The 13,771-nt window shown below is 46.5% G+C and carries 12 protein-coding genes; 4 read left to right on the top strand and 8 right to left on the bottom strand.

Annotated elements, in window-relative coordinates:
* Positions 1 to 137: 137 nt before the first annotated feature.
* The 6 genes from ACAN56_RS06905 to ACAN56_RS06880 form a co-directional block, all read right to left on the bottom strand.
* Complete coding sequence (locus ACAN56_RS06905) at positions 138 to 272, bottom strand: cyclic lactone autoinducer peptide (protein WP_081965804.1); 135 nt, start codon at positions 270 to 272, stop codon at positions 138 to 140.
* Between the two features lie 2 nt (positions 273 to 274).
* On the bottom strand, positions 275 to 799 hold the full coding sequence (locus tag ACAN56_RS06900) for an accessory gene regulator ArgB-like protein (RefSeq protein WP_379141551.1): 525 nt from the start codon (positions 797 to 799) through the stop codon (positions 275 to 277).
* On the bottom strand, positions 792 to 1,247 hold the full coding sequence (locus tag ACAN56_RS06895) for a hypothetical protein (protein WP_379141548.1): 456 nt from the start codon (positions 1,245 to 1,247) through the stop codon (positions 792 to 794). The genes ACAN56_RS06900 and ACAN56_RS06895 overlap by 8 nt, the downstream gene beginning before the upstream one ends.
* A 593-nt stretch (positions 1,248 to 1,840) precedes the next feature.
* Entirely contained in the window at positions 1,841 to 3,052 is a 1,212-nt protein-coding gene (locus ACAN56_RS06890) for a copper amine oxidase N-terminal domain-containing protein (RefSeq protein ID WP_379141546.1), read from the bottom strand.
* A 297-nt stretch (positions 3,053 to 3,349) separates the two neighbouring features.
* Entirely contained in the window at positions 3,350 to 3,637 is a 288-nt protein-coding gene (locus ACAN56_RS06885) for a hypothetical protein (RefSeq protein WP_076112099.1), read from the bottom strand.
* A gap of 221 nt (positions 3,638 to 3,858) precedes the next feature.
* Positions 3,859 to 5,460, bottom strand: a complete 1,602-nt coding sequence (locus ACAN56_RS06880) for a helix-turn-helix domain-containing protein (protein WP_379141544.1) — start codon at positions 5,458 to 5,460, stop codon at positions 3,859 to 3,861.
* Between the two features lie 174 nt (positions 5,461 to 5,634).
* Between ACAN56_RS06880 and ACAN56_RS06875 the strand changes: the two genes are divergently transcribed.
* Complete coding sequence (locus ACAN56_RS06875; RefSeq protein WP_340898857.1) at positions 5,635 to 5,841, top strand: helix-turn-helix transcriptional regulator; 207 nt, start codon at positions 5,635 to 5,637, stop codon at positions 5,839 to 5,841.
* Positions 5,838 to 6,227: a hypothetical protein gene (locus ACAN56_RS06870; protein ID WP_379141541.1), complete on the top strand. Its 390-nt coding sequence runs from the start codon at positions 5,838 to 5,840 to the stop codon at positions 6,225 to 6,227. The genes ACAN56_RS06875 and ACAN56_RS06870 overlap by 4 nt, the downstream gene beginning before the upstream one ends.
* A 107-nt stretch (positions 6,228 to 6,334) precedes the next feature.
* On the opposite strand, the gene ACAN56_RS06865 is transcribed toward ACAN56_RS06870, so the two are convergent.
* On the bottom strand, positions 6,335 to 7,354 hold the full coding sequence (locus ACAN56_RS06865) for an ABC transporter substrate-binding protein (RefSeq protein WP_379141539.1): 1,020 nt from the start codon (positions 7,352 to 7,354) through the stop codon (positions 6,335 to 6,337).
* 450 nt (positions 7,355 to 7,804) lie between these two features.
* Between ACAN56_RS06865 and ACAN56_RS06860 the strand changes: the two genes are divergently transcribed.
* Entirely contained in the window at positions 7,805 to 8,860 is a 1,056-nt protein-coding gene (locus ACAN56_RS06860) for a LacI family DNA-binding transcriptional regulator (protein ID WP_379141537.1), read from the top strand.
* Positions 8,861 to 9,043: 183 nt separating this feature from the next.
* Positions 9,044 to 11,479, top strand: a complete 2,436-nt coding sequence (locus tag ACAN56_RS06855) for a glycoside hydrolase family 94 protein (RefSeq protein ID WP_379141535.1) — start codon at positions 9,044 to 9,046, stop codon at positions 11,477 to 11,479.
* A 229-nt stretch (positions 11,480 to 11,708) separates the two neighbouring features.
* Here ACAN56_RS06855 and ACAN56_RS06850 read toward each other — a convergent pair whose 3' ends face one another.
* A complete protein-coding gene (locus ACAN56_RS06850; RefSeq protein WP_379141533.1) occupies positions 11,709 to 13,673 on the bottom strand; it encodes a glycoside hydrolase family 127 protein in 1,965 nt (654 codons plus the stop codon).
* Positions 13,674 to 13,771: the final 98 nt, after the last annotated feature.

The raw sequence follows: 13,771 nt of genomic DNA, 5'->3' as shown, positions 1-13,771 counted from the left end.
TATTGCAGTTGTTAAGTTAATATTTTTACTGACTTCTTTGTATCCTTTTTCAGAAAGGAAACACTTTTGCTCGACTCCCGGTAATGCCTTTTGGGTCTTGATTCACGGATATGATACTCAAACGGATCACTCCAGTATTATTTAAGTAGTTCTTCTGGAACCTCAGGTTGATGCACATACAACGCACTGTTTGTATTTGCAATGAATAACGCTACCATCGATAAGCATGTCGCCAAACCAGACACGATTCGAACATTCGCTTTTTTCAACATTTTTACTTCACCTCCTTTCTGGCAATTAATAGACTTAGAGATTGAGCAAAATAACTCACGGCTATAGCAGATGAACAAATTATGACATTTGTAGCAACCAAGACCAGACCGATTATTTTAAGCTTCGGATAGTGACGCTTGGGAATTCTAGTCTGCTTTTCAATCCCAATAGGCGCTAACCACAAGATGATCAAAAAACTGATTGCATTCATAACCTGTACAACTAATAAATTTACGTTAATAAACGATAGCACAGTAAACAACGTCGTAGTAAATATGACACATGCTACACCCGACTTAAGGTGAACACCGCCCGACGATTGCCGTAGTAATGCAAAAGAAACTAATATCGTTAAAGCTTCAGAAAAATTACCTGTGAGCAAAGATATAGCAAGTGTAATGACGATGATAAAAACAACATTTAGCACAACCTCTAATGCATACTTTAGAACCGCTTGCGATGCGGGGTGATCAGGAACAACTTTTTTTATGTTGTAGGCTATCCTCTCAGATATACGATCAATCATTTTCTTTTTCCTTCCCGGTAGAGTAATAGATGAAGAAAATTGAGATCATTAAAAAGAACAATATATTCAAATAAATTTCGTTGTAATATAAAAGAATTGAGATTCCAATTAAGAAAATTATGATGATCGTCGTTAAAAAAATATCTTCTAATTTAAAACGAAGTTTCTCTATGTCAAAAGTAAAGCCTTTTCCTTTTCTGTAGTAGTGCCAAAAAAAAGAGCAAATAACTGCGGAGGTGAGTACTTGTAATATGTATCCATTGCTTTTATTCCCTTCTATTGCTCCTATTGAACCGAATAAGATAAGTACAATAACAGTTTGTATGACTGCAAAAATAGCATATCCTGATATAGTTGCAATAACGGACAGTATGAGGGGCATCCTAACAACTGCAGCAAAGAACAATATGAATATTACTATCAATATCAAAGGTGCGATATTGCTCATATCAAGCTCATTCCTCAACAAATAGCTCTGCAAATTTATAATTAAAGTAACAAACAAGGCTTGCCAAGCATGATGTTTCCACTTGAATCTAAAGAGCGACATAATCAAATAATAAATAGACATGAGCTCAATAGTCGAAAAGAACATGAATAGAATTGGCTCCCATGACAACACACAACACCGCCTGACATTATTTTCATTCAATGCATTAATTATAAATCCGAAATAGAGTTACCGTATACTACTTATTTACTACGAAATAGGTCTTTCAGGCGGCAATACCTCAATACCATTCCTGCCATACGCGAGTGCCACAGCAAGTCCAAGGCGCTCCCAGCGCATGAGGGTTGTCCTATGTTGAAACCAAGCTAAAAATAATTGTAGATGAACGCGGTCTATCTATCAGAGAAGTCGCACGTGTCACAGATATACTTTAAAATTGTACGGAGGGTACAAAATATCCTGGAATACACGTCTGAAGCGAAGAAAACCCGCCAGCTCAAAAAAGCCCGGCGGGTTATCATATCATTGGGTCAACCATACAAAACCAAGACGGATACGCTGAACATCAAATATCCATTCAAGAATGGCGTTTATCCCTCTAGAGCATCATTTATATATTGAACAAACAATTTGTCCGAGAACAGAACAACCTTATTGTCCTTCGTCAGCATATAGATGCTTTTAGCATCCGCGCTTACATACGCAGTAGTCACATAATAATAGGGATTATTTGCCCCTACAAAACACACTTCGATAACATAGTAATTTTGCTTATTGATCGTTTTAATCTCACCATCATCCATGAGATTAGGTTCATTTCCAAGAAGGGATCTAACTTTTTTATCAAGAACTTCTAAAGCTTTTACTCTCAAAGAAACAGCATCCATACTTTCTGAGAAAGCTTTGTCAGAGAAACCAACAACTTGATGGTCTTTATTCAACATGAGGAAAGTTTCTCCATCTACACTGACATACATAGTGGTAACAACATAAGAGTTAAAATATTTTTCATCTCCTATTTCAACATTAAAAGCGTAGTATTTGTTCTCGTTGATGATTTTAATCTCATCCTTGTCGTCAATAGTTAGTTCCTGTGACTGAGATCCCATCTTTGCTTCCAAAACTTCAAGGGCATTTCTTCGAGATATACTTTGAAAAGCTCCATCAGAAATAGAATAATAAAGCACTTCACCGTTGTACTTATCAACAAGGTACACACCGTTATTGTAACCGTCCAGATTAACGCTATAGTATCTTAGAAGCTCCTGCCCCTTGATTTTTGCTGTGCTGTTGTCTCCATCTATAAAGCCCTTAGCTTTTTGTAATGCTTCAGCTTGCGTTGTAACTACCTCACTAGCCGCATGCTTCGATTCGATAGCTACGGTCTTCCAGACATCTTTCCATACCACATCTGTATTCATTCCTTTGGAAATTAACTGAATGGGCACCATCATGGTATTATTGATGTTCTGCGGCGGAACCTCAAGAGCAAGCTTCTTCCCGTTCGTATAGGCCGTTTTTTGCCCCAAAGTAAAAGAAACCTCGAAGGAACCGCTTTTGATCACAATCGGCTTCTTCGCAGACTGGAATTTAATAGTAGCATTTAAAGCCTCACTGACAGCACGCATAGGTACCATTACCCGGCCATTTTTATAAACGGCTGGCTGGTTCATATTTAAAAGCTGACCATTCACCATTACTTTGATTGTCTGATTCATGTCGGCATGCACATAACTACCTGTGCCAGTTGAGGCCAAAATCAAACACATGATAATTAGCATTCGCTTTACTATATTTCTCATTACGAATACTCCTTTGTTTCAAAATGATTTGACTATGTGTATGTAATAGATTTTGCCTAGTGCTTGTATGGTTCTCGTTCACTATTGATCAGCTCATACAACTTCTAAATAACATCGCAAAGACTCCTCATATTTTCTGATTCGTTTATTTTGCTCCCTCCCCCTAATTGTTCAATAAGCATACAAAATGTGCCAATATACGTCAAAGAATAAACAAAAACAAACCCGTCAGGACAAGCCCGGCGGGTTATGATACATATGCTCTACATTCAAATCTATCTATTGTCTTTTTTAAAACTAGAAATCAGCAGTAGCAATTTGAATTGAACCCGTAGCAGGACCAGCAGCTGTGGTCTGGAGAGCCGCTGCCAACAGCAAAGCAACTTCCAGCGTGAGGCTATTGACTGGAGGTATTTCATAAGTGATAACAGGAGCATTGACACGTGTAACTACAAGAAGGATCGGAAACGGACCGTTGTTATTAACGGTAATTGTAGCATTTGCTCCATTGTTCAAGTTTTCAAAATAAGATTTACCAACATTGGTAGCCAGAGAGTAAAACTGCTGAGGTAAGAGAATCGACATAAGAATCACCTCCTAGAACTAGATATAGTATTCTATTCTTCCAAAGAATAAATGTAATAGATAAGTGAATCAGTAATAAAATACATTTTACTTTTATTAAATAGTGGTGAAACTATCTTCTATGGCCTAGATTCAATCAAAATTAGATATAAAAAAAGACCCCGCCGCATCCGGCAGAGTCAAATCATTCATGAACCTATCCCACATAGGTAACCGGCTGTTTACGCCAGTACCCGCAGCACATCCTCGATCTTCCTCTGATGCGAAAGCACACCATAATTCATCCAGGCCATAAAATCCACCTCGTACACGTTGCGGTTGCGCACAGCGGGCAGGCTTCTCCACAGCGGAGTATCCAGCAGCTCCCGGCCTTCACCTTCCTGCCGGTCAAAAGTAATGAACAAATGATCCGCCGTCAGGCCTGACAACTCTTCACTTGTTAGGCTCACACGCTTCTGTCCCCGGGTGAGCTGCCGGACCAACGGATGCCGCTGGAGCCCGAGATCCTCATGCAATACGCTTGCTGTATATCCCAGACCCTCACATCCATAGAGAGCAACTCCGCAGGAAGAAATTCGGAGTAACGCTACCGTCTGTCCCCGGACGCTGCGGCTGAGGATCCGCTTCGCCTGCTGGGCCTGCTGCTCATAATGGCCGATGACCTCCTGCACATGTTCCGTTCTGCCGAAGACAGCAGCTGCAGAGCGCAGTGTTGCACGCCAGTCTTCCTGGTGAAACGGAAGTCTGAACAGCGGAGCAATCCGGCGGCACTCACCTAAATGCCAGCGCTGAAAGCCGTCATCCAGCATAATCAGCTCGGGCGTGTAACGGGAAAGCTCCGACCAATCTCCGCGGGAAATATCAAACGTTGGCACCTGCTCCAGACCCAGGTACTCCTGCTTGCCCCACTGGGCATGACAATATTGAGCCACCGGAGTAATGCCCAAAGCCAGCAGATAATCCTCCAGAAAAGGCGCGAATACACGGACCCCATCCTGATGAAGGCTCCTGTATTGACCGGGTGTAACACCTACCGCTCCCTTGAAACGCCGGTTAAAATAATACTCATTGCTATAGCCGGCAGTCAGTGCGATATCATGCAGCCGGTCCTTGGTCAGAAGCAGCTGCTGCTGCGCCCGTTCGATACGGAGGCCGTTCAAATGCTCCAAGGGAATCCTGCCGGTAATCTCTTTAAAAAGCTGTGTGTAACGCGCGCGCCCAATGCCTGCAATCTCTGCCAATTGATCGACGGATACCGGTTCACTGTAATGCTCCTGCATATAGTGAATGGAACGTTGTACCGCCTCATGATCATTCTTTGTCTGAACTGCCGGGGAATTGGCTCGCATGATCAGCAGCAGCAGCTCCTGAAAACGGGTATGACCCGCGAACCATTCGATGTCATCGGGGCTCCTGCGGCTATGATAAATGGAATCCAGCAGCAGTGCACATTGTGAAAAAGGTCTGCAGCTTAAGAGACCCGGCTGGAGCATGGCATTCCCGGGCAATTTCTCCTTTCCGCGGTGTCTGCCATCCCCAGTGCCGATAACCTCAAAGGCAAGCCGGTAAAAGCTAAGCCCCCGCTCTCCGGCCTGAATTCTGTTCATAGATCCAGCCTCAATCAGAAAGCCTGCGCCTTTGTCTAAAGGATAACGTCTTTCCTCCGCTTCGAGCCAGCCCTGCCCTTCCGATACTATGATTAATGTGTGCTCCTGAAACACAGCCATTTGTCCGTTTCCCGCAGGGGATTGGGCTATTGCTTCTATGTTAGTCAAGCTGTATAACAGCTTTTTTTCAGTGCTTTCACTGAGCTGTTCTGCCATTCTCCCGCCCCCTAATTGAGAATCATTTTCATTTCCTTAGTGTAAAACAAAAATGAAAGCCTATCAACCATGCTGTTCAAAGGTGTAAAAGATGTTTGATACTTTAACCATGTTATTTTAAAATCTACATGTAAAAACTTTTTTACACCCATCTAACGAAGAAGGTGGAATTTAATGCAAAATCATATCAAAAAGTTTCGAGAGCAAAAAGATATATCACAAGGCAAGTTAGCAGATTTATGCAATGTAAGCAGACAGACCATAAATGCCATTGAAAACAACAAATATGACCCAAGCTTGCAATTAGCCTTTGATATTGCCAAACATTTAGGAGTTAGAATCGATAAGTTATTCTTACATGAAGGGAGAGAAGAGGAATGAACACCCGAAAAATAGGTGCAATCGCAGTAGGGGCAGCCACTCTAATTGTGGTAGTTTTTACCATCTATAAGGTCATGGTTGGAAAAGACGTTGGATTTAACGAAATAATAACAATCGCAACGCTATTAATGATGTTTTTTCCTATGATCACCTGGGGAACTAAGGCAGACAAAGATGGTATATTTGAGGATGACGAGTTAGGAAAAAAGATTACGGAGAGAAGCTCGAAAATAAGTTACTTTCTTCTTCTTTTTTTTATACTTGGAGCTTTAGTTGCTGATGAAATCGTAAATGAAACAATGAACATCTTTTTATTAGGGGTATTAGGATTAGCAATGATTACATTACCGATTGTTGAGTTTTTAGTGAGTAAGAAGTATCGCTAGCGGGAACGTCAGTTCAATAAAAAAAGCGGCAGTCCAGGACTTTATTTCTCGTCCATGGCTGCCGCGGTTTCTTTTATGGGGGTTAGTCTATCAGTTTGCCTGGCGTTTTATTTCACCATTGCTTTCAGCAGATCATCCAGCTTCATCGAATTGGCTGTAATCGCGCCGGACTGCCAGTGAGAGCGTTCCATTCTGTAAATATTCCCGTTCTTCACCGCAGGCAGGTTCTTCCACAACGGGCCACCCAGAATTTTGATTGCTTCCTCATTCTCCGCAGTATCCCATCCTCCGTTGTCAGGGAATACAATGATATGATCCGCCTCAAGATCTGGTATCACTTCTTCGGAAATAATGGACTGAAATTCAGTCATCTCCGCAGCCATAGGGACGGGTGTCAGACCGAATTGATCATAAATCACACCCGTAAAGCGGTTTTTGACACCAAATAGCGCAAAGGTTTTCTCGGCAACGTTAAGCCGGATTACAGCTACCTTCTCCTGCCCTAACGCCTGCTGCAGCTTGGCCTTTCCATCCGCCACCTTCTGGTCATACTCCGCAAGTACAGCTTCGCCCTTTTCCGGAATGCCCAGCACCTCAGCGATAGCTGTGAGCATTTGTCTTGAATCCTGCAGCACTTTCTCCGGCAGACGGTAGGTTGGCGCTACCTTGGAATATTGTTCGTATTTTGCTGCATCTGCTCCTCCGTCGGCAATGATTAAGTCCGGATTTTTTTCCAACAATGCCTCAATGCTCCCGGTAATATCGTATTCCGGCACATCCAGATTCAAATAATCCTGCTTGCCCCAGCTGGGATGATACCATTGCACGACCGGGGTAACGCCTAACGCCTTCAGATAATCCTCCACATAGATCCCTGCCACCCGCTTAGGACTAACGGGGATTTCAACCTCTCCGAATTCCCCGACGACAGTCCGTGTGCCATTATCGGCTGAAGTATCGGTGCCTGCATCGGTGGATGTATTGCTTGCTGCGGTTGGATTCGCCGCATTCTCTGTTTGAACGTTTTTTCCTCCGGCAGCATTATTATTCGTGCCGCAAGCCGCCAAAGCGGACATTGACAGTACAAGTACAGCTGTCCAAATACATTTTCGACCCCAACTTGCCATTGATTTCTTCACTCCTATACATCATTGTGATTGATTATCATTCTCAATAATCCTAATGACAATAGTAGCACGTCTTCATCAGCTTTCAATGCACTTTCTCTGCGGCAATCTTATACAAACTTCTAAATTGCATAGATATCTTACGTCGATTTGCAAAGCTATAAACAAGCTGAAATGGAAGGATAATTTATAGAGTGAAGCATATAAATTCATATATTTTAAAAAACGACCCTGCCAGCAGCTGGCAGAGTCAAGAGTTCATGAACGTATATACTACATACAAGCTGGGGATATCTTCAATTTAACACCTGATTGTTAATAGAGTGTGTGAAGAAATCACGGAATGGATAAATTATGAGCAAGGCAAAATTCTTTAACCGGGTGATTGATTTCTGTAGCGATTTATTTTACAATGAACTCATAAACGCGCGTTTATTTAAAGGGGGCATTATGCGCAGCGAAGATATTGCTAAGCTCGCCGGGGTATCCCGTAGTACGGTATCCCGCGTGATCAACAACTATTCCAATGTCCCTGAAGAGACCCGGGCCAAGGTGCTGAAGGTTATTGAACAGCATCAATACGAGCCAAACAGCTTTGCCCGGGCTCTGGCCGGCAAGAAGACCGATACGATCGGCCTTTTCGCCATCAGCATGAACGAGAAGGAGAATGCAACCCGGATCTATCAGAACAATTACTTCGCGCCTTTCGTCGATGCCGTAGTCGACACGTCGAATGCCCGCGGCTGTTATGTGCTGATTCATACCGTATACTCTCCTGACGATTTCCTGAAGGTTAAGCAGGCTTTCCTGCAGAAACGGATTGACGGCGGCATTATCGTCGGCACCCAGAAGGATATTGATATCGTACGGGAAATGGTTGGACTTGAATCCCCGCTAGTGCTGATCGATTATGATATTTCGGAGATTATGTCGGAGCATCTGGACCGCAATCATCTGGCCATTGTGAACTCCAAGGACTATGAGGGCACTGTCGAAGCCATCGAGTACTTGATCGGCCTTGGCCATAAAGAAATTGGCATGATCTGCGGACGAATGAACACGTACTCCGGACGGGAACGCTATATGGCATACGAGGATACGTTGAAGCGGCATGGATTGCAGCTCAATGAGAACTTCATCCTGCAGGGTGATTTCCTGAAGGAGAAGGCCTACGAAGAGGTCAAGAAGCTGCTGGAGTCCGGCAGACCATTGCCGACAGCCTTCTTCTCGTCCAATGATGACATGGCTATCTCAGCGATGGAAGCGTTCTCCGAACACGGAGTATCCGTGCCTGAGGATATGTCCATTGCCGGATTCGATGATGTGCAGCTTGCCTCGCGCATTCATCCCAAGCTGACCTCCGTACGTCTGCCGATTTACGAAATGTCCAAGGCTGCTGTCGAGAAAGTGATCGAGCTGTGCGATTCCGTTCAGCCGACCTTTAGCACCATCAGCTTCCCGGCCAGGCTGGTCGAAAGAGACTCCTGCCTCCCGCCGAAGAAGTAAGGCTTCCTGCAAGAATGCTGCATCATCCGTCCAGCGTATACCATTTCGCTGGATGTACCAGCATTTCTTTAAGGAGTGGCAATCATTTATTATAATGTTATGCAGGAAAATCCCTTTGCCCCGAGGGAATTTTTTCTCAGCTCTATAAACGCGCGTTCACAATTGAAAGGAGACTTTCCTCTTATGAAATTCGGAACTTTTGACGACACCCGTAAAGAGTACGTAATCAACACCCCTAAAACACCTTATCCATGGATCAACTACCTCGGTAACGAGCAATTTTTCGGCCTTATCTCCAATACTGCCGGTGGTTACACCTTCTATCGCGATGCCCGGATGAGAAGATTGACCCGCTACCGGTATAACAATATTCCGCTGGATACAGGCGGACGCTACTACTATCTGTATGACGACGGCGATTTCTGGACCCCGGGCTGGATGCCGGTCAAACGCGACCTCGATTTCTACGAGTGCCGCCACGGTCTTGGCTATACTTCCATCACCGGCGAACGCAACGGTATTTCTGTGAACCAGCTCGCTTTTGTACCGATGGGCCACAATGCCGAAGTTCACCGCCTTGTTGTGAAGAACACCGGATCTGCTAAGAAATCGGTGAAGCTGTTCTCTTTTGCCGAGTTCTGTCTGTGGAATGCCCAGGATGATATGACCAACTTCCAGCGTAATCTGAGCACTGGTGAGGTTGAAGTCAAGGATTCCGTAATCTATCACAAAACAGAATACCGTGAGCGCAGAAACCACTATGCCTTCTATTCTGTAAATAAAGAAATCGCCGGCTTTGATACTGACCGCGAATCCTTCGTGGGTATGTATAATGGTCTGGATGCTCCACAAGCAGTAGCTGCCGGGGAAGCAACCAACTCCGTAGCCAGCGGCTGGTCGCCAATCGGCTCTCATGCACTGGAAATCACGCTGGAACCAGGCGAAGAGCAAAGCTTCATCTTCGTACTCGGCTATATCGAGAACCCGGAAGATGAGAAATGGGAATCCCTGAATGTCATCAATAAAAAACCGGCGCAGGCTGTCATCGAGCAATTCGCTACAGACGCTCAAGTAGATGCTGCTCTGGCTGTTCTGGCTGCACACTGGGATAACCTGCTGTCCAAATATCAGATCACAAGCGGCGACGACAAGTTGAACCGTATGGTTAACATCTGGAACCCATATCAATGTATGGTTACCTTCAACATGTCCCGCTCCGCTTCCTACTTCGAATCCGGGATTGGCCGCGGTATGGGCTTCCGCGATTCCAACCAGGACTTGCTCGGATTTGTACACCAAATTCCTGAGCGCGCCAAAGAGCGTATTCTGGATATCGCCGCTACCCAGTTCGAAGACGGCAGCGCGTATCACCAGTACCAGCCGCTCACCAAAAAAGGCAACAACGAAGTCGGCACAGGCTTTAACGATGATCCGCTTTGGCTGATCCTGGGAACGGCTGCCTACATTAAGGAAACCGGCGACACTTCCATTCTGGATGAGCAGGTTCCTTTCGACAGCAACCCGGACAACACTGCTACCCTGTTCGAGCACTTGAAACGCTCCTTCGAGCATGTCACCAACAATCTCGGACCTCATGGCCTGCCGCTGATCGGCCGCGCGGACTGGAATGACTGCCTGAATCTTAACTGCTTCTCTACCGAGCCAGGCGAATCGTTCCAGACGACTGCCAACATCGAAGGCCGTGTAGCGGAATCCGTCTTCATCGCCGGTCTGTTCGTCTTTGTTGGACCGGACTATGCGGAAATTTGCCGCATGCGCGGACTTAACGATGTTGCTGCGGATGCCGTAGCCAAGATCGACAACATGCGTGAAATCACGCTGACCCATGGCTTCGACGGTGACTGGTTCCTGCGCGCTTACGACCACTACGGCGACAAGATCGGCAGCAAAGAAAACGAAGAAGGCCAAATCTTCATCGAACCGCAAGGCATTTGCGTAATGGCCGGTATCGGCGTGGAAGACGGTCAAGCGGCCAAAGCTTTGACTTCCGTTGAGGAACGTCTGGACACAGATTATGGTATCGTGCTGCAGCAGCCGCCATACTCCAAGTACTACCTGAACCTGGGTGAAATTTCTACGTATCCGCCGGGCTACAAAGAAAATGCCGGTATTTTCTGCCACAACAACCCATGGATCATGATTGCTGAAACGGTACTGGGACACGGAGACAGAGCATTCGATATCTATAAGAAAATCGCTCCGGCTTACCTGGAAGACATCAGCGAAGTTCACCGGATGGAACCTTATGTGTACTCGCAAATGATCGCTGGTAAAGATGCCGTACGCCACGGGGAAGCGAAAAACTCCTGGCTGACGGGTACCGCTGCCTGGAACTATGTAGCCATTACCCAATCCATTCTCGGTATCCAGGCTGATTTCGCCGGTCTGAAAGTAGATCCTTGTATCCCTGCTGAGTGGGACGGATTCGAAATTACCCGCGTCTTCCGTGGAGATACTTATGTAATCACTATTAAGAACCCTAACCATGTCTCTAAAGGCGTAGCCAGCCTCACTCTCGACGGCGCCGCTGTAGAAGGAAACATCATCGCTCCTGTTGGCGACGGTGCAGTGCACCAAGTGGTAGTTGAGCTGGGCTAAATAGCTGCCGTGACAACATTTTAACCGCTTGTTTATTAAACGGGTCTCGTCTTTGCAAAAAGACGGGGCCTGTTTTTTGTGGGAAGCTCACTTTCCGGTTCACAAAAAGATACAGTAATGCCGTTACCACCAATCCAAGGACAATGTTCTCAAAAAAAGCAACCTAATGCATCCGCCATACTAGCGGGGTGCATTTGGGTTGCTTTCCTCTTAGATAACGTGCTGCGGCTTAAGCCTTGCCCTCCGGTATCCACACCTTCATCTCTCCGCTGCCGCGGTTGCCCCACAGATAATAAGGGACAGCTGTAACCTTAACGGATTCCAGCGGTGCTTTCTCCCTGCTGTACAGCCCTCCGCTCCAGCCGGACGGATTGACACGGAAGCCGGTTCCTTCAACGACTACGGCTCCGCCAAGCAGCGAGTCCTTAAAGACCTCTGTGAACTCCCCTGTCTCGTTCAGGGAGATAGAGCTCAGCGGCTCACTGTTATCGGTTGCCTCGAGGCAATAGACGAGCGGTCCCCGCTGAATAGCAGTTTTCTGCGCATCAGCCCGCAGCTCGGGATGGGCATAAACTCGGTGCGCTTCCATCGGAATGCTTACCTCTATGGTATCCCCGGCAGACCACACTCTGCGGATCACCCGGTATCCCAGTTCCCGGTCTGCTGTAGGATCCAGCACTTCGCCATTGACGCTAATCTCCATGCTGCTGCTCCAGGAAGGGACCCGCAAGGCAATGCCGAATTCTGCAGCTTCTGCCGGATTAACCTTCAGCGATACCTTGCCTTTCCATGGGTAATTACTCTCTTGGCTAACCTTAACCTCCGTTCCGCCAAGCGTACCCTTCCATTCACTGCCAATGTACAGATTAGTGTGCAGTGTGCTCCCGTGAACCGTGTAAATATATTGGTTCAGCGAAGTCAGCAGCCGGGCTACATTGGGCGGACAGCAGGCGCAGCCGAACCAGCCCTGCCGCTCCGCCTTCACATGATGTTTGCCCGGATTGCAGCTGCAGGCCTGCGGCCATACCTCCAGCGGATTGACATAGAAATAATGCTTGCCGTCCTGCGCCATGGACCCCAGCACATTATTATAGAGCGCCCGCTCCATCACGTCCGCATACCGGGCTTCCGGGGCTAACTCCAGCATCCGCCGGGCAAAAAAGATCAGGCCAATGGAAGCGCAGGTTTCCGCATATACAGTATCGTTGGGCAGATCATAATCGAAGGTGAAAGCCTCCCCGTGATGGGTGGAACCGATTCCCCCTGTAATATACATCTGCTTATCTGTCATGTTGTTCCACAGCCTCACACAAGCATCGCGCAACGCGTCATCATCTTTAAGTCTCGCGAGGTCAGCCATTGCTGAATACATATAGACTGCACGTACAGAATGCCCTACCGCTTCGCTCTGCTCACGGACCGGAATATGCGCCTGATTATAGGCTGGATCGAGATGGTCAGTTTGCCCGCTCCAGTGCGTGATCCGCCCCCGGCTCTCCCACTCCTGCCGCAGGAAATTCGGTTCCTGGCCGCGCTCGTCGATAAAAAAGCTGCTGAGCTTCAGATATTTCTCTTCTCCAGTAAGACGGTACAGCTTGACCAGTGCCAGTTCAATCTCCTGATGCCCGTCATAGCCTTTCAGCTTACCTTCCTCCGGTCCAAAGACCGAATCGATATGATCGACCATCCTGCGCATAATATTTAGCAGCTTGTCTTTGCCTGTAGCCTCGTAATACGCAACCGCAGCCTCGATAAAATGTCCGGCGCAGTACAGCTCATGGCAATCCTGCAGATTGGTCCAGCGTTTGCCCGGCTCCTTGATTGTGAAATAGGTATTGAGATATCCATCCGGCTGCTGCGCTTCGCCGATCAGGTCGATAACTTCATCTGCCTGCCGCTCCAGTATGGGATCACGCTTAAGGCTCAGGGAGTAACCTACTGCCTCCAGCCACTTCGCCACATCGCTATCCTGAAACACCCAGCCGTGAAACTCTCCTTCCTTTCTCCCTGCGGCAATCTCGAAATTGGCAATCGCATGACTGGGCTCTGCGTCCGGTACCCGGTCATGCAGCGCCTCATATTGGTACGGAATGACTACATCCTGCGCCAGCCTGATGTAACGTCCCCAGAATTCATCCTGAATCTTTACCGATTGCTGCTTGTCTGTCTGCTGCATTTTAATAGTTCTGCTCATTTGCCTCTTCCCCTCCGCTATATTTCATTCTCGCTATTAGCAATTATAGAGGGTAGAATAAATAAAAAATACAATCATAAGCAACCCTGTTTTTGTAC

The organism is Paenibacillus paludis (genome assembly GCF_042610515.1).
GTDB lineage: Bacteria > Bacillota > Bacilli > Paenibacillales > Paenibacillaceae > Paenibacillus_AQ.
The sequence above is the reverse complement of the archived record's forward strand: the minus strand, read 5'-3'. Positions and strand labels throughout refer to the sequence as shown.

Excerpts from the sequence above, each read along its gene's own strand:
- ACAN56_RS06860 (WP_379141537.1), top strand. The coding sequence starts at position 7,805 with ATGCGCAGCGAAGATATTGCTAAGCTCGCCGGGGTATCCCGTAGTACG.
- ACAN56_RS06885 (WP_076112099.1), bottom strand. The coding sequence starts at position 3,637 with ATGTCGATTCTCTTACCTCAGCAGTTTTACTCTCTGGCTACCAATGTT.
- ACAN56_RS06850 (WP_379141533.1), bottom strand. The coding sequence starts at position 13,673 with ATGAGCAGAACTATTAAAATGCAGCAGACAGACAAGCAGCAATCGGTA.
- ACAN56_RS06865 (WP_379141539.1), bottom strand. The coding sequence starts at position 7,354 with ATGGCAAGTTGGGGTCGAAAATGTATTTGGACAGCTGTACTTGTACTG.
- ACAN56_RS06895 (WP_379141548.1), bottom strand. The coding sequence starts at position 1,247 with ATGAGCAATATCGCACCTTTGATATTGATAGTAATATTCATATTGTTC.
- ACAN56_RS06870 (WP_379141541.1), top strand. The coding sequence starts at position 5,838 with ATGAACACCCGAAAAATAGGTGCAATCGCAGTAGGGGCAGCCACTCTA.
- ACAN56_RS06890 (WP_379141546.1), bottom strand. The coding sequence starts at position 3,052 with ATGAGAAATATAGTAAAGCGAATGCTAATTATCATGTGTTTGATTTTG.
- ACAN56_RS06880 (WP_379141544.1), bottom strand. The coding sequence starts at position 5,460 with ATGGCAGAACAGCTCAGTGAAAGCACTGAAAAAAAGCTGTTATACAGC.
- ACAN56_RS06900 (WP_379141551.1), bottom strand. The coding sequence starts at position 799 with ATGATTGATCGTATATCTGAGAGGATAGCCTACAACATAAAAAAAGTT.
- ACAN56_RS06875 (WP_340898857.1), top strand. The coding sequence starts at position 5,635 with ATGCAAAATCATATCAAAAAGTTTCGAGAGCAAAAAGATATATCACAA.
- ACAN56_RS06855 (WP_379141535.1), top strand. The coding sequence starts at position 9,044 with ATGAAATTCGGAACTTTTGACGACACCCGTAAAGAGTACGTAATCAAC.
- ACAN56_RS06905 (WP_081965804.1), bottom strand. The coding sequence starts at position 272 with ATGTTGAAAAAAGCGAATGTTCGAATCGTGTCTGGTTTGGCGACATGC.